This is a genomic window from Lactobacillus kimbladii (genome assembly GCF_000970755.1).
Classification (GTDB): Bacteria; Bacillota; Bacilli; order Lactobacillales; family Lactobacillaceae; genus Lactobacillus; species Lactobacillus kimbladii.
On record NZ_KQ034007.1, the window covers coordinates 981,679 to 997,085 of the forward strand.

Below are 15,407 nucleotides of genomic sequence, written 5' to 3' on the forward strand. Positions count from 1 at the left end.
ACTTTCCTTATCATAATCAAATTAATGATACCAAAGTTTGATCATTTTAGCGACTCAACCTATTAATTTTCCGTTTTTAAAATTATAAAGTTGATAATGATATTCACCGACTATATTTTTAGAACTTACTTCCCATACAGGTTTATTTTTATACCAGCCTAGATTAACTTCTGTAATTCTTTCGTTAGGCTCTTTTGCACTATATTTGTTGCGAATGAGTCCTTCATTTACACCTTTATTTGCTGAATAAAGATAGGCTTTTTTAGAGCCTGGTAAATAGATAAAATAGTAAGTCCTATGGTTTTTAGTTAAGCCTTTAAGTGCATAACTATTAACACCTCGATTTAAATGATAGTTTTTTTCTGTGTATTTGATAGGAGTCTTTTCGATCGCTATTTTGTTAAGTTCACGGGTTTCTGACCGTTCCGGATTACCTGCCTTATAAAAAATAACAATGAAAGCAAAGTATAAAAAGATCAGAATTATAAATACCCATGCCAAAAATTTAAATGTTTGCTTTGTATCATCTTGTATCATAGTTTGTTAGTTTTTCCTGTAAATTACTTAAAGATGTTTTTTTGACTTTAACTGGAACTGCTGCCAGAAAAACCGGACCATAATCTTTTGACCAGATTCTTGAATCCAGTATTAAAAATTGGCCCTTATCCTGTTCTCCACGAATTAACCTGCCCATCCCCTGCTTAAAGCGAATAATTGCTCGCGGCATTGTATCAGAATGAAAAACATCTATACCTCTGTCAACAAGTTGTCTTTGGCGCAACTTAACTTCCGGCAAATCCGGTGATTCGAAAGGTAATTTAGTTGCTATTACCAAATCAACACCACATTCATGAAAATCAATTCCTTCCCAAAAACTGTCTGCTCCTAAAATAAGTGCTTGCTTGGCAATTGCAAATCTTTTAATAATCCGGTTATTTGAACCGGAAACGCCCTGAGCCAAAATTTCAAAATCACGTAAACTGGGTGAATTTATAATAGCACTAAAAACTTTTTTTATTTGTTCTAAATTTGTCATTAGAACTAAAACATGCTTTTTATTTATCAGATCTTTCTCCAAAATCTGGGTTAGACTTTTATCATATTTTGGATCACTGATGTCGGGAAAATCAGTCACAGACAGAACTTCAAGATGCTTTGCCAGCTTGAATGTACTGGTTCCGATATACTTTTGCGGTGCTAAATCAGTTAGGCCAAGAAGTTTAATGATAAAATCAAACCCTTTTCCACTGGTTAAAGTAGCACTAACAAATGATATATGGTCAAAGCGATCATATATTTTATGAAGTTCAGGCGTTGCGTCAAGCATTAACCAACTTAAGTTGGCACTTAAAGGATCTTGCGGATTAGTCAAGGTAATGATAAACCCTTCCGCATCCACATATGCTTTCTTGTGAAGTAAATCCGATAATTGGTAGCTTTTGGTAATATAGTCATCAAGTTGATCGATTTGATCAGAAACTTCACTTAAAATAGCATCCCTATCAATATTCGAACTGTCAGTTTCATTGTAAAGCTTAAATAAAATTTGATTTGTATTTTGCCTGATTCCTTCTAATTTTCGTTGCAATTCTGCTAGTTTAGTTAAAAATTGACTGTTCTTGGGAAATAGGTCTTTGCCCCTAAAACTGAGAAGCAAGTTGCCATTGGCTAAGCTATTTTGGCTGACTGCTTTCTTCTTCTTAGAACAAAGCAAACGCTGCAAATGATTAATAACTTTGATCAGATCAAGTATTGCTGGATCTAACTTTCCTAAGAGAAAATTAAACTGGACGTCGCTGCCATACTGGTTAAATATACTGTCATCAGCGTAATAAAGCAAATTGCGCAGATGATTAAGAAGGCCCCACAATGATTCAAATTGAAACGAGTCATTCCTGGAAGTAATCACATTGTCAACAAAACGATGAGCTTCATCAATAACGAGGTAGGGATTCTGACCCCAAATTGTATCATTATAATGATTAGCCAAATAGGCATGATTTGTGACTAAAATGTCAGCCTGCTCTTGCCTTTGTCTGGCCAAATTCCAGAAATCAACTTTGGCAAAAATGCTCCCAACACGGGCATCTCCAGGGTGAGCAATTTGAGCAAATAAGGGAGCCCGATAATTAGTCAGCTGCAATTCATCAAGATCACCCGTCTGCGTTTCAGTTAACCAAACCAGAATGCGCATTTGCAACACTAAAGTTAACTTATTAGGCGTTCCCTGATACAAACTTTGGTAAAAACCATCTAAGTCAAGGTAATGGCTGCTGGCCTTTACTTCCTCAGCTTTCAAATCCAACTTGGTAACATTCAGTAATTGCGGAATTTCCTGCTCTATTATTTGCCTTTGTAATACTTTGGTAGGAGTAGCAATTACCAGTTTTCTATTTGTGTATAATTGATAGGAATATGAAAACAAGTAGGAAAAGGTTTTACCAGTGCCGTTAGGTGCTTCAATCAATAGTGCTTTTTGCTTGGGAGCATTCAAAAATTGCTCAATGCGATTGATGAGGTCTACTTGAGGCTGGCGGTAATTAATCTTATTTTTAAATAATCTCTTCTTGTCCGTGTCACTTTTAGGAAAAAGACTTGACTGTTGATTCTCAGAATTAATTACTTTTTCCTGTTTTCGTAAAATTATTTGCCGTACTTGCTGATATTGAGCCGGTAAAGGTCGTTTTTCCTTGCGCGCGTCATCAGCAATGCTAGTAAAAATCCAGGAAGTGTCACGAATCAAGCCGTGAGCCAAAGAACTGAGCGTATTTAATGTAGCTTGCGGCAGCTTTTCAAGCCGTTCAATTATTTTTATCAATAAAACAGCAGTGCCATAGGCATCAGAATCAGCTTTGTGAGGATTTAAATGTTCTATCTGCAGATGTGCGGTCAAATCACTTAACTTATATGACGGCTCAGTGGGAAAGGCAATTTTGGCTAACTCCACCGTATCTATAGCTCGATTAGTTAGTGGTTCGTAGCCGTGCTGCACCAGTTCAAAATTCAAAAATGGCAAATCAAAGTTAACGTTATGTGCTACGAAAACAGTATTTTTTAAGATTTTAACAATCTTAGGTGCATAATAAGCAAAATCTTTTTCTTGAGCCACATCTTTATTGTGTATATGGGTTAAATTTTGGACGGCTAGCGGAATATCGCGGTGAGGGTTAATCATAAAAGAGTAAGTTTTGACAACTTTCATGTTTTTAATAATAGCGCAGCCAAACTGAATAATATGATTATTTTCTTCTCGCTGTGTACCCGTAGTTTCCAAATCCACTACTGCAAAAACGGTATGCTCGAATGATTTCATTTTGCAATTACCCTCCTTTCTCTTACTTTACTTCCACAACTCTGCAAGCATCTAACAAAATTAAGTATTTAGCCTTCACTTTCTTACCAGCAAATGAATTAAGAGCCCGCTCATAAAGGCGCAGCTGTCCCAGGTACTTCTGCTTTATTTTTTCAATAGCTGTTTCTAGGTGAGTTTGATCAATATGATCAGTTTTATAATCAAATAATATTATGCCATCTTTTTCGGTAAAATAACCGTCTATTGTACCGTGAATTAAAATTTTTGCGTCTGCATCGCTGAAATTGTTAAAAAGACTAGCAGCTGGCAGCAGACTAGAGAACTCAATTTCGCGGTGCAAGCTTTCTGGTTTTTGCCAGAACCTTTGTGCAAAAGCGCTATGAACAAACCAATTTATTGCTTCTAAATCTAAACTGGGAACAATTTTGTTGTTAAGTTTATTTTGCTTAACTAGTTCTTGAACCTCTTCCTTAACCTGGCTGATATTTCCCGATCCATGATAATCGTAGTATTGTAAAATCAGGTGCATTGCGGTACCAATCTCTGCTCCTGTAAACCGGGTCTTAAACAGAAAATCGGGTTTTGCATCGATCGGCTGCAAGTAGCGGTTAGTGGAAGAAATTAGGTGCGCATTTTCCAGTTCGGTATCAAGCGGATCATTAAACGCTTTTTTAATCTCGGATACCGATTGATAAGCAGTTGTTTGACTGGCATCTTGAAAAGGATAATTAAAATTAAACAGTTTTTTGGTATATTGTTCTAGTGCTGAAATGTTTTCAGTTTTGCTTTCTTGCGGGCTAATTTCTTCTTGAAGATGAACTTTTTCGTCGTGGTACTGGATATAAAGCAATTCTTGACTAGTTTCCGAGGCTGAATTGATATCACTAATTTTTTGACTTAAAAGCTTATCCCATCTGATTGATGGACCAATCAAACTCATAGGATTTGAAGCGTTAAGCTTGCTGCTCAACGAGAGACGTCCTTTTTGATCAGCTTCTTTTTGCCAATTTTTAATTGTCTGCGGTAGATTCTTTAAATCAGCTACCAAAATTAACTTTTGCTTAGCTCTAGTCATCCCCACATATAAAATGCGCGCTTCTTCTTCTAAAAGTTGTCTTTTCTTGGATATATTTGCAATAGCCTTAACCAGGGTATCAGCACGATAATGTTTTTGCTTGATAGTTAAACCTACAGCACTTGAATTGATAATATAATTGCCGCTTAAATCCCGCTTTTGAAATTGATGCTGCAAGCCTAAGTAAAAAACAATGGGAAATTCCAAACCCTTGGAACTATGTACAGTCATTAAGCGCACGGAGTTGCCAGCTTTTTTAGTTAAGAGTGGCTGGGCCAAGTCCTTTTGGCTGCGTCGCATTCGCTCGATAAAATTAATAAATTGATATAGGCCCTTAAAACCAGCGCTTTCATAAGAAGCAGCTCTTTCATATAAAGCCTCTAAATTAACTCTTCGCTGCTTGCCATTAGGTAGAGAGGTCATAATTTCAAGCAGGCTGGTTTTTTCATAGATACTCCAGATCAATTCTGAAATTCTATGTGTTGCAGCGAATTTACGTAATTCTTCGAGTTGGTTCAAAAAATCTTTTACTTTTTGACTAAGTTCGTCACCCACGGCAACATAAGAAGTTAAAGCGTTGTAAAAACTGTCATTCTGCGTATGAATTCTGATAGTACTGAGTTCAGGTTCTGTAAAATTAAAAAGAGGCGACCTTAATACAGCTACTAAAGGAATATCCTGGTCTGGATTATCAATGATCCTGAGGTAGTTCATGATAATAGTTAATTCTAAAGTTTGAAAATAATTTTTCGCATCGGTAACCATTATTGGAATATGGCTTTTGGCAAACTCTTGCATAATTTCAAGATTATTGCTGCGACTTCTGGTTAAAATAACAATATCACTGTACTTAAAAGGTCTTAAATGATTGCTATTTGGCGAACTTTTGTCATAAACTAACAAATTTTCTTCTGCGAATTTGTTAATTCGGTTAATAACCATCGCAATTTCAGCTGAATCAATATCATCAGGATCTTCATCTTGCGAGCTTTTTTCGTTGTTATTTTTTTCATGAAAAAGTATTTCAGTCGCGTCAGGAAGATTTGAGGGATAATATTTGGCACCATAAGTCAGCTGACTCTCATGGTTATAATCAATGCCACCAAAGTCAGCTGTCAATATATTTTTAAATACTTGATTAACAATAGAAATAACTGGCTTAGAGGAGCGGAAATTGTCCGACAATAAAATTCTTTCTTCTTTTGCTTGATTTTCTTTAAGGGCTGCCTCTTGATATTTGTGTAAAAACAAACTTGGTTCGGCCTGTCTGAAACCATAAATTGACTGTTTAACGTCGCCAACCATAAACAGATTGTTTTGACCATCTTTTTTAATTAGTTGCAAAATATTTTCTTGTAGCGGGTTGATGTCCTGATACTCGTCGACCAAAATCTCTTTAAATTTATTTTGATAAAATGTCCGCGCCATTTGTGATGCAGATGTGTCTTGGCTGAGAATTTGGTAAGCTAATTGTTCCATGTCACTAAAATCAAGCAGGTTTTCTGCTCTTTTAAGCTCATTGAAACGGTCAATCAGTGCCAGTTCTGCTTTTACAACCGCAGTCATTATTTGCTGGCCTTTTTGCATCATGGACAATTGCTCTTTTTCGTCAGTGGCATAAAAAGAGGTAAAGGCAGTAAAAATCTGATCTCTTGCTTCTTTTTTAAAATCAGAGCACTTGTCATAAAAAGCTATAATATCTTCGTCCCATTTTTTAGTTTTACGCGGATTGCCCCTGAAAATGCAAGCACGTAGTTTTTCTCGCTGATCATCATATGTGCTATTATTTTTCAAGTCATGCAAATAGCCACTAAGACATTTTGCAAACAAGTCAAAACTTTCTTTAACTTTATGCAGTTCTTTAGTAGTCATGACCGCACTTTGACACAGATGCTCTAACTTATCAGCAAGATTTTGAAAAAGATCGACTAAATAAGGCTTAATTTCTTTCTGCCACAAAGAAGATTTGCTTACTTCTTCTCCCATCTGATATTTTTGGGCTAATCCTTGCAGCCATTGGCGATAATCAGGTTTTGCCATTGCGTAATTGTATAAATCTAACAATAAATTCTGTGGTGATTCCGCATCTCTGTCACCTGCAAAATTGTCATAAAAAGCTATGAAGTCTTTATCTTTTTTCTCTAAAAACTCTCCTTCAACTTCTTTCAATGCCCTTTCTCGCATTAATTCTGCTTGTGAATCGTCAGTTAGTATACTGAAGCTGGGGTCAATGTTAATTATGTAATAAAAGCGATGGATTACATCCAGACAAAAGGCATCAATTGTAGAGATATTGGCAGAATCAAGCAAATTTAACTGTTGACGCAAGTATGAATTGTTTGAAGACTTCTGTATTTCATTTGATAATACTTCTTTAATCCGTTTTTTCATTTCAGCTGCAGCTGCTTTTGTAAATGTAACTACTAAAAGCTGATCAACACTGACACCAGAAAGAATTTCTTTCATTAAACGTTGCACAAGAACGGTAGTTTTACCACTACCTGCTGAAGCTGACACAAGTATGTCGCGACCATGATCATTAATAGCTTTTTCCTGAACGGCTGTAAATGGGGTTTTCTCTTTTTCTAGAACCATCTTTAATTTCTCTCCTTTAGCCGTTTTTTAATCTTTTCCAGTAGCTCATCCCTTTTCAGGCTCCCTACTTGATGATACTTATTTTCTTTCAACATGGCGTCAAAAAAGAAAATATCACGAAAGTCTGAATAAGTTAAGGCATTTTTTCCATTCCCATATTTATAGGGATTTAACTTTACTTTTCCCGCTAAAATTTGACTGGAGGCATCTTTAATAAGCTCTTCGTCGTATTTGAGCAATAATTCAAATTCATCACTATTGAAATAACTGCCACCAAATTTTAAAGATCCATCTTTTGTGGAACTAACTCCGGCATAAATGGAAGAAGTACTACGTGGGGTATTTAAGTCAGGCTCAGCAGCGAGCATTAATAGCTGGTCGTCATTAATTAAACCGGTATATTTAAGTTTAATTTGGCCATCTAAGTTGTCTTCTTTTATCTGCAAATTAGTGTTATACAAGTTTTTGCTATTTAGCCTCTCAGTTTGTCTGGTAACTGTTTGGTAAAAAGCACCTAAAAGTGAGAGTGGTTCAGAACCAGCAAAGAATTTGTGGTTTTGCATTAAAACATCTAGATATGAAACCATTTGTAAAGAAATACCTTCGTAAAATAATCCCAGATCAAATTTTTTAGCTGAGGACTTATAATCAATTACTTGAGCAATTAATTCGTTTTGATCTGGAACCTGAGCCAAATCAACTCGATCTATTTTTCCTCTTAAATTAACGTAATGATTGCCTTTTATGCCTGGCAGCTTAAAGTTAAGTCCTTGCACCTGCTCACCTTTTCCAAAACTGAGCTCTGAATATTTAGCACGCAAAGGAGTTTTTGCAACTGCATGGTGCCAATTGTTTGCCACTTTACTAGTAGTTTGATCAAGGCATTTAAATAAAAACTCATTGAATGGGTCATTTAATAATTGCTGGTATCTGGCTTCACTTTTCATTTTGGTACGTGCAATTTCCAGTAACTGATTAAGTGTTTCATCATCAATTTCTTTTAAATCAAGTGAACGGTCATTTAGTTCCTTAACCAAACGATCAAAAGTTTCGTGGAAATAATTGCCAGCTTGTATAAAATCAAATTCATTTTCAAATCTCTTATGAAGGCGTAAGCCATATGTTAAAAAATATTCGTATGAATTTTCATAAAAGGTTTCCAACTGAGAAACTGAAGAATTGAGGTTTGACCCATATAATTTTTGTGCCAAATCAGGGCCGATATTTTGGGGTTCATTTATAAAATTACTTCCCTCTATGACTTTAGCTGTTTTTTGCGGTAAAAGTTTAGCGGTTAGCTTTAACAATTCTTTAACATCAATGTCTTTTTTAGCCTGGTTTAGATAACTTAAATATCCTAAACTTGCTTGGGGATTGGTTATAAAAGATAACAGTTGACTGTATTCTTCAGGTAAATTGTGTTGCGAAAATTCTGGGGCACCAGCTGTTTTAAACCTTTCATAATAAATTGAAGGCTGCACAGTACTACCCTCATCAGTTGCTAAAGAATATGATAAATAAACCTTATCCTGTGCTAGAGCCAGGCAATTACCAAACTGGTAATTTTGATCCCAATTGCTTAGCTGTTGTTTATCTTCAATATAGGAGTCCTCGCCAAAATCTTTTTTTAATTCAGCCAGATTTTCTGTACTTAGAAAGCCTGGGGTATTCTGCATTTGTGGTAAGCCGTTTACTGTTGCTCCCATAATAAAAACCTGTTTGTAGCCACTAACTTGAACAATACCCATTTCGGATAAATTTACAGCGTCCAGAGTAGCTGGAATTTGAGAAAATGTAGCTTCCTTAAAACCGTTAATCAGAACTGCAAAAAAGCCTCTTAAATCAAAATTATCAGGGTTAATTAATAGATAATCATGCAGCAGATTGATCAAAAGATCCCAAACCTGTTCTGACTGCCTAGCTTCTTGTAAAGCTCCGCTTTCTTGGGCATCAGCCCGCCATTTTTCTAAAACTTCATTGACTCTATTATTAATTAAAAAATTAAAAAATGTCGTAATAGCTTTTTGGGTATCCTTTTCTTCTTTTAAATTATTAAAAAGCTGGGTTATTTGTTTGATAAAATAATTCTTTAATTTTTCTATTTTATTTACTTCTTCGGGAATTTTATCTAATCCTATGACTTCTGCTGCCATATATTCCGCAAAGTTTCTCCGCCATAAATTATGGTTGATGCCATGGGCGAGGACAAAATTTTCTAATTGATCAACATCATACACATAAGCAGTTTCATCTTGATACCAGTCAGGTATTATCAAGCGGGTTTTCATTATCGCCAGCAAGTTTTGGGTCTGCAGAGGCCTAGTCAATAACTGGGCAATATTCTCAATTAAGACCACCAGAGGATGATACTTCATTTCCTGCTGTAAATCATTAAAGAAAGGAATTTGATTTTGCCGTAAAATTGGGGTTAAATAAGTTTCATATTCATGCAAATTCGGTGCCAGAACCAAGAAATCGCGGTAGCGGTAGTGCCGCAGTGCAACTTGCTGGTAAATGGTATGAGCTACATAATACGCCTCTGCATATCTGTTATCTGCACGCACGAGCTGCACTTGCTTAAGCTCACCAATATTGCTAACAGCCCCAGTCCAAAATTCGTTAAGCAATTCTCTTTTACTGGGTCTGGGATTGACAGCTGTGCTTATTATTTGATGTGCCAAATTATGAGCTTTAATATATTGCAAAAGTTTACTGATAGTAGTCTGAATGACGTAATCATAATCTCCCGGTTCAGGTTTAGGGTTAATCTCGCCCATTTTTGTTTTAAAAGCCAATGTGACACTATGGGCTTTAGTCATCAATAGTTTGACCGTTAAACATTCCTGCAGGGAAAAATGAGAAAAATCGCTAAAGTAAAAGTCTGCTTGAGCTAAATTTTTTTGTGTGGCCAAAAATTCATTTAACTGCAGTTGGATCTCATTTGAGGTAGAAAATTTGCCCGTAATGGCTTCAATAAAAGCCGAATAGATAACTTTGAGATCAGAAATTTTATTTTTGGTTTCAAGTTCAAGCGTATCCAGGTCGATATCATCGAGATTCAAATTGCCTTCGCGGACTTGCAAAATTGTGTCGTATAATTGTTTTATTAAGCCTGGATTTAAGTCGGTAGTTTGAAAAAAATGCAGCTGTTCTTTCTTTTGGTCAATTATTTTTGCAAGCAGCATTGCCGCAGCGGCATTATCAAGTTCTGTTGGCAACCCTTTTTTTGCATCTTTTAAGAAAAACCAGGCCAAACGTGAAAATGATAAAACCTGTAGATTTTTGACAGACTGTTCAGTATGCTTTTGACTAGTGGCCACTCTATTTATTGCTCTGACTTCTGTGGTAAACTTAATGTGGTTAGGAACGATGACAAAAGTTTTATGATCAGGAAAGTGCTGATAATTTTGTACTGCTTCCTGTAAAATTTTTTCTTGCATGGGATCGGTTTGGCGACCGACTAAAATTTTGATCATCTGTTCTCTTCTCCTTTGTCATTATTTTAGCATAGGAACCAAAATTTTATACAAACAATAAGGATCTTAAATAAAATGAAATCAAGTTTTTTAGCACACGGAAAAGTTATTCTTATAGGTGAACATTCAGTAGTTTACGGCTATGATGCCTTAGCGTTGCCAATCAAATCATTGCATATCAAAACTACTGTTGAACCGGCAGAACAAACGTGGATGGATACGGCTCATTATCAGGGGCCTTTTTTTATGTCTCCAGCTGAATATGATGGACTAAAATACGTTGTTAAAACTATGCTTGCAAAAGCTGCCAGTAAAGAAACTCTGAAAATAACCTATACGGGAGAGATTCCCATCGAACGCGGCCTAGGTTCAAGCGCAACAGTTGCTCTTGCTACAACTAGAGCAATGAATGCCTATTTCAAACTTAACTTAACGGAAAAAGAGATAATTAAAATTACTAATCATGCCGAAATGATTAATCACGGTAAAGCTTCAGGTCTTGATGCTGCAACGGTTAATTCAGATTATCTGGTCTTTTTTAATCAAAAAGATGGTCCCAAGCCAATTAAAGCTAAATTAGGCGCAACTTTGCTTATAATGGATACTGGTGAATTAGGCAGTACCAAAAAGGCGGTTAGTCAGGTTCATGATTTGATGACAAAAGTTCCCAGTGTTAAAGAAAATATTAAAGAACTAGGCAAACTGGCAGACGAGACTAAAATCGCCTGGTTGAACCAAGACTCTGAAAAGGTAGGCTTATATTTTAATCGTGCCCAAGAGATACTCCATTCGTTTAATCTTTCGACTGCTAAAATCGCTCATTTGCAAAAAATTGCTCTTGCAAATGGTGCGTTAGGGTTTAAATTATCTGGTAGCGGCCTTGGCGGAATTGTAATTGCTTTGTGCCAAAATCATGAAGATGCCGTGAAAATAGCCGATAAATGTCAAAAAATTGCTGCAAATAGTTGGATTGAGGAAATATAATTCTTATGGAAAAAACAGTTCGTGCCCATACAAATATTGCACTGATCAAATATTGGGGCAAAGCAGACTCAGGTTTACGTTTACCTCTGATGTCCAGTTTGTCAATGACGATTGATAAATTTTATACTGACACCAAAATTTCAGATAGTACAGAAAATCAATTTTGGCTAAATGGTGTCAAACAAAATGGGCCAAGCAGCAATCGTGTTTTCTCTTTTTTAAAAATACTGCAAAGTAAATTTGCTGTGACCGGCAAATTAAAAGTTGAATCCTATAATCATGTTCCAACAGCAGCGGGATTAGCTTCTTCCAGTTCAGCTTTTGCGGCTTTGGCGGGAGCTTTTTGCGTCCATTATGGCATTAATTTGTCCCCTGTTGAACTTTCCCGTTTGGCTCGTTTAGGTTCGGGATCAGCCAGCAGATCAATTTATGGTGGTTTTGCTATTTGGCAAAAAGGAAACGATGATGAATCATCTTATGCCTATGCTTTAGATGAAAAACCTGACGTTGATTTGCAGCTGTTAGTAGTTGAATTGAATAACCGACAAAAAGATTTGTCTTCCACTCAAGGGATGAAGCAGGCGCAAACGTCGCCCTTTTTTATGCCTTGGATAGCGCGTAACCAAATAGAATTGGAACAAATGATTAACGCTATTAAAGCAAATGATTTTTCAACCATTGGCAGTCTGGCAGAATTGAATGCTTGTGAGATGCATGCTGTCAATTTAACTGCCCAGCCAGGTTTTACATATTTTGAACCCGCAACTATTAAAGCAATCAAACTGGTAGCCGATTTACGGCGACTAGGTATAGAATGTTATTTTACAATTGATGCTGGACCTAATATAAAAATCTTAAGTCAATTAAAAAATGTAAAAGATATTACTAATAGGTTTGTATCCGAATTTCATAATGTTAACATAATAAATGCAAGTTTTGGTCCAGGTATTTCATGTCTGAACTAGTTAATATAAATTAATTGATTAGGAGATTTAATTCTTTTGATAACAGAACAAGCACCCGGAAAATTATATATAGCTGGCGAATACGCGGTACTGGAACAGGATTGTCCCGCTATCTTGGTCGCAGTTAATCAATTTATACGTGTTTCAATTATTAAGTCAAAATCAGGAACTGGATTAATCCATTCTAAACAATATTCTCAAAGTTCTATTCATTGGGTCAGACGGGGAGCAAAAATGGTAATTGACAATCGTGATAATCCATTTGAATATATCCTGGCTGCTATTTCATATACGGAAAGATTTTGTTTAGAACAAAAAGTCAAGATGAAGGTTTATGATTTGTATGTTAATTCTGATCTAGATTCTTCTGATGGCAAAAAGTATGGTTTAGGTTCGAGTGCTGCTGTGACTGTAGCCACAGTTAAAGCAATATTGCGTTTTTATAACGTTGCTTTTAGTAATGAATTGGTTTATAAATTATCAGCTATTTCGCATTATTCTGTGCAAGGAAATGGTTCGGCTGGTGACATTGCAGCCAGTGTTTATGGCGGCTGGATTGCCTATCAGACTTTTGATAAACAATGGCTTGCTAATGAACTAGCTCATAAAACATTATCTGATGTGGTCAATGAAGCCTGGCCTGGTTTGAAGATACAACTTTTAACCCCTCCCGCCGGCTTAAAACTGATGATTGGCTGGAGTCAAAAGCCTGCCTCCACCTCAAGACTAGTTGATGAAACTAATGCCAATAAAGCCGCTTTAAATGGTCAATACCAAGAATTTCTCAGGCTTTCCCGCAAATGCGTTCTAAAAATGATTGCCGGGTTTGAGCATAATGATATTCAGTTAATTAAAAAGCAAATACGCGTCAATCGTAAGCTGCTGCAGCATTTTGCGCAAATAAATCAAATTGCTATTGAGATACCACGTCTTTCTAAACTGATTAACATTGCGGAATCATTTGGCGGTGCAGCTAAAACTTCAGGTGCCGGCAATGGTGATTGTGGCATTGTAATTGCAGACAGAAATACTGATACTGCTTTTCTTGAAGACAAATGGCGTCAAAACGGGATAATGCCATTGGACTTTCGTGTACACCAAATTCGAGTTGTTGATTAGAGGAAAAATATGTCAATTAGATCTAATCGTAAAGAAGAACATTTAGATTTGGCAAAAAAATTTTATCAAGATGAAAAACCAAATAGTTTTGATAAAATGCATTTAGTGCGCCCTGCACTACCGGAAACTAAGGTTGATCTTGAAGCAATAAAAACTACAATGTTTGGCAAAAAGATTGCGGCCCCGTTTTTTATTAATGCTATGACTGGTGGATCTCACAGATCATATCTAATTAATAAAGAATTAGGTCGAATAGCTAATAAAACAAATATTGCATTAGCTTTGGGCTCTGCCAGTATTTTAACCAAAGAGCCCAATTTACTAGATAGCTTTTTGATTGCAAGACAGCAAGATCCTGATGGCGCTTTAATAGCAAACGTTAATGCAAAGACTTCAGCAGAACAAGCTGAAAAAATTGTAACAGAGTTAGAAGCTGATGCACTACAAATACATTTAAATGTGGTACAAGAAATAGCTATGCCTGAAGGAGATCGAGACTTTTATTGGCTTGATAACTTAAAAAAGCTGCGTCAGAAAGTAACAGTTCCAATAATCATAAAAGAAGTTGGTTTTGGTCTAGACAGAAAAACAATTCGCTCTTTAAAAAATGAAGGTTTTAAATTGTACGATGTTGCTGGTAGTGGCGGAACTAATTTTGCTCAGATAGAAAATGCTCGTAATACTAATAATGTTTCTTATCTTAATAAAATTGGCTTACCTACCGTTATTTCGAGTTTAATGGCTGCCAAAGAGCAAGTTAAATTTACCGTCTCTGGTGGCGTACGCAACCCGTTAGATGTTTTTAAAGGTCTTTGCTTGGGTGGAAAATTTGTTGGCATTTCTAATGTGTTTTTACAGGCATTAATTCAACATGATGCAGATTACCTGCAAAACCTTATTGAAGAATGGCAATATGAACTTGCCTGTCTTCTTGCAATTTACGGTCAAAACGATCTCTCTAGTTTGACCAAGATTGATAAATATTATGACTTATCGCTGAAAAATATTATTGAGCAGTTATTATAAAAAATGAGTACCATGATTTAAAGAATTTATGGTACTCATTTTTATTTTTGACAATAATTTAATTTAATAAACGCCATATTTCCTTTTGAACAGCGCTATCATTACTTGATCCGATTATGTGGTTGGCTGCTTTTTTGGCACTCGGAAGAGCTGTTCCTGTAGCATAACTATTGCCTGCATATTTTAACATTCCCACATCATTACCACTGTCGCCAAAAGATACCATTTCCTTGGGACTTATGTTGTACTTGCTGCCCAAATATTGCAGACCACGTGCTTTATTCATTCCCTTTGTTGACATATCTATTGACGTGGCTGAGCCGGAAACAAAACCAATTTGAGGGTATTCCCGTTTAAGTTTTGCTAAGAGAGTGGACATTCTACTTTCTGGAACATCAAAAGTGACCTTAAAAACTTGATCATCGAGATGATTAAAACTATTAACGACTGTCAGTTTTTCATAATATTTTTTCAAATCCTCTGCATATTCTGGACCATCACTTTTTAAAATATATGCACTGGCAAGACCAGAAACCGTTACTTTTTCATCATATTCTTGAATGATTTGTAAAATCGTCTGCCAATCCTCTGCAGAAAGGCAATCAACATGAATTACTTGTCTGCCTTGAGCTACGAGTGCTCCATTATCAGCAATGTAATAAAGCTGATTAGCCACTTGCGGAAATCGGGAGTACAAATTTTCAAATTGATTTCCACTTGCAACTACAAACTTTATACCTCTTTTTTGCATTATTTGGAATTCTTGCAAAAATAATTCTTGATCATAAGTTTTTTGATCAGTTAGCCAAGTTCCATCCATATCGGTAGCGATTAGTTTAATCATTCTTTTATTC

9 protein-coding genes are annotated in these 15,407 nt (G+C 36.0%); 4 read left to right on the forward strand and 5 right to left on the reverse strand.

The genetic code is table 11. From position 1 onward, the window contains the following. Positions 1–54: 54 nt before the first annotated feature. The 4 genes from JF75_RS05010 to JF75_RS05025 are packed head-to-tail and all read right to left on the reverse strand — an operon-like array spanning position 55 to position 10,459. Entirely contained in the window at positions 55–537 is a 483-nt protein-coding gene (locus JF75_RS05010) for a hypothetical protein (protein ID WP_046332113.1), read from the reverse strand. After that, positions 524–3,313, reverse strand: coding sequence for a helicase C-terminal domain-containing protein (locus tag JF75_RS05015; protein ID WP_046332114.1), 2,790 nt, complete (start codon positions 3,311–3,313; stop codon positions 524–526). Before JF75_RS05015 ends, JF75_RS05010 begins: the two co-directional genes overlap by 14 nt. Positions 3,314–3,335: 22 nt before the next feature. Further along, positions 3,336–6,983 (reverse strand): helicase-exonuclease AddAB subunit AddA, encoded by a 3,648-nt coding sequence (gene addA, locus JF75_RS05020; protein WP_046332115.1) that lies wholly within the window; start codon positions 6,981–6,983, stop codon positions 3,336–3,338. 2 nt (positions 6,984–6,985) lie between these two features. Beyond that, positions 6,986–10,459 carry a PD-(D/E)XK nuclease family protein gene (locus JF75_RS05025; RefSeq protein WP_046332116.1) on the reverse strand — a complete coding sequence of 1,158 codons (3,474 nt, stop codon included), beginning with the start codon at positions 10,457–10,459 and terminating at the stop codon, positions 6,986–6,988. A gap of 75 nt (positions 10,460–10,534) precedes the next feature. Here JF75_RS05025 and mvk point away from each other — a divergent pair, with 75 nt between their 5' ends. Genes mvk through fni form a run of 4 tightly spaced genes read left to right on the forward strand, consistent with a single transcriptional unit; the run spans position 10,535 to position 14,553 of the window. Next, positions 10,535–11,443 (forward strand): mevalonate kinase, encoded by a 909-nt coding sequence (gene mvk / locus JF75_RS05030; protein ID WP_046332117.1) that lies wholly within the window; start codon positions 10,535–10,537, stop codon positions 11,441–11,443. 5 nt (positions 11,444–11,448) lie between these two features. Beyond that, a complete protein-coding gene (gene mvaD / locus JF75_RS05035) occupies positions 11,449–12,408 on the forward strand; it encodes a diphosphomevalonate decarboxylase (protein ID WP_046332118.1) in 960 nt (319 codons plus the stop codon). A gap of 36 nt (positions 12,409–12,444) precedes the next feature. Next, positions 12,445–13,527, forward strand: a complete 1,083-nt coding sequence (locus JF75_RS05040) for a phosphomevalonate kinase (RefSeq protein WP_046332119.1) — start codon at positions 12,445–12,447, stop codon at positions 13,525–13,527. A 9-nt stretch (positions 13,528–13,536) separates the two neighbouring features. Then, positions 13,537–14,553 (forward strand): type 2 isopentenyl-diphosphate Delta-isomerase, encoded by a 1,017-nt coding sequence (fni, locus tag JF75_RS05045; RefSeq protein WP_046332120.1) that lies wholly within the window; start codon positions 13,537–13,539, stop codon positions 14,551–14,553. A gap of 58 nt (positions 14,554–14,611) precedes the next feature. Here the strand turns inward: fni and JF75_RS05050 are convergent, their stop codons facing one another. Continuing rightward, the gene (locus JF75_RS05050; protein ID WP_046332121.1) at positions 14,612–15,397 is read right to left on the reverse strand and encodes a Cof-type HAD-IIB family hydrolase; all 786 of its coding nucleotides are present in this window, start codon (positions 15,395–15,397) and stop codon (positions 14,612–14,614) included. Positions 15,398–15,407 lie beyond the last annotated feature (10 nt).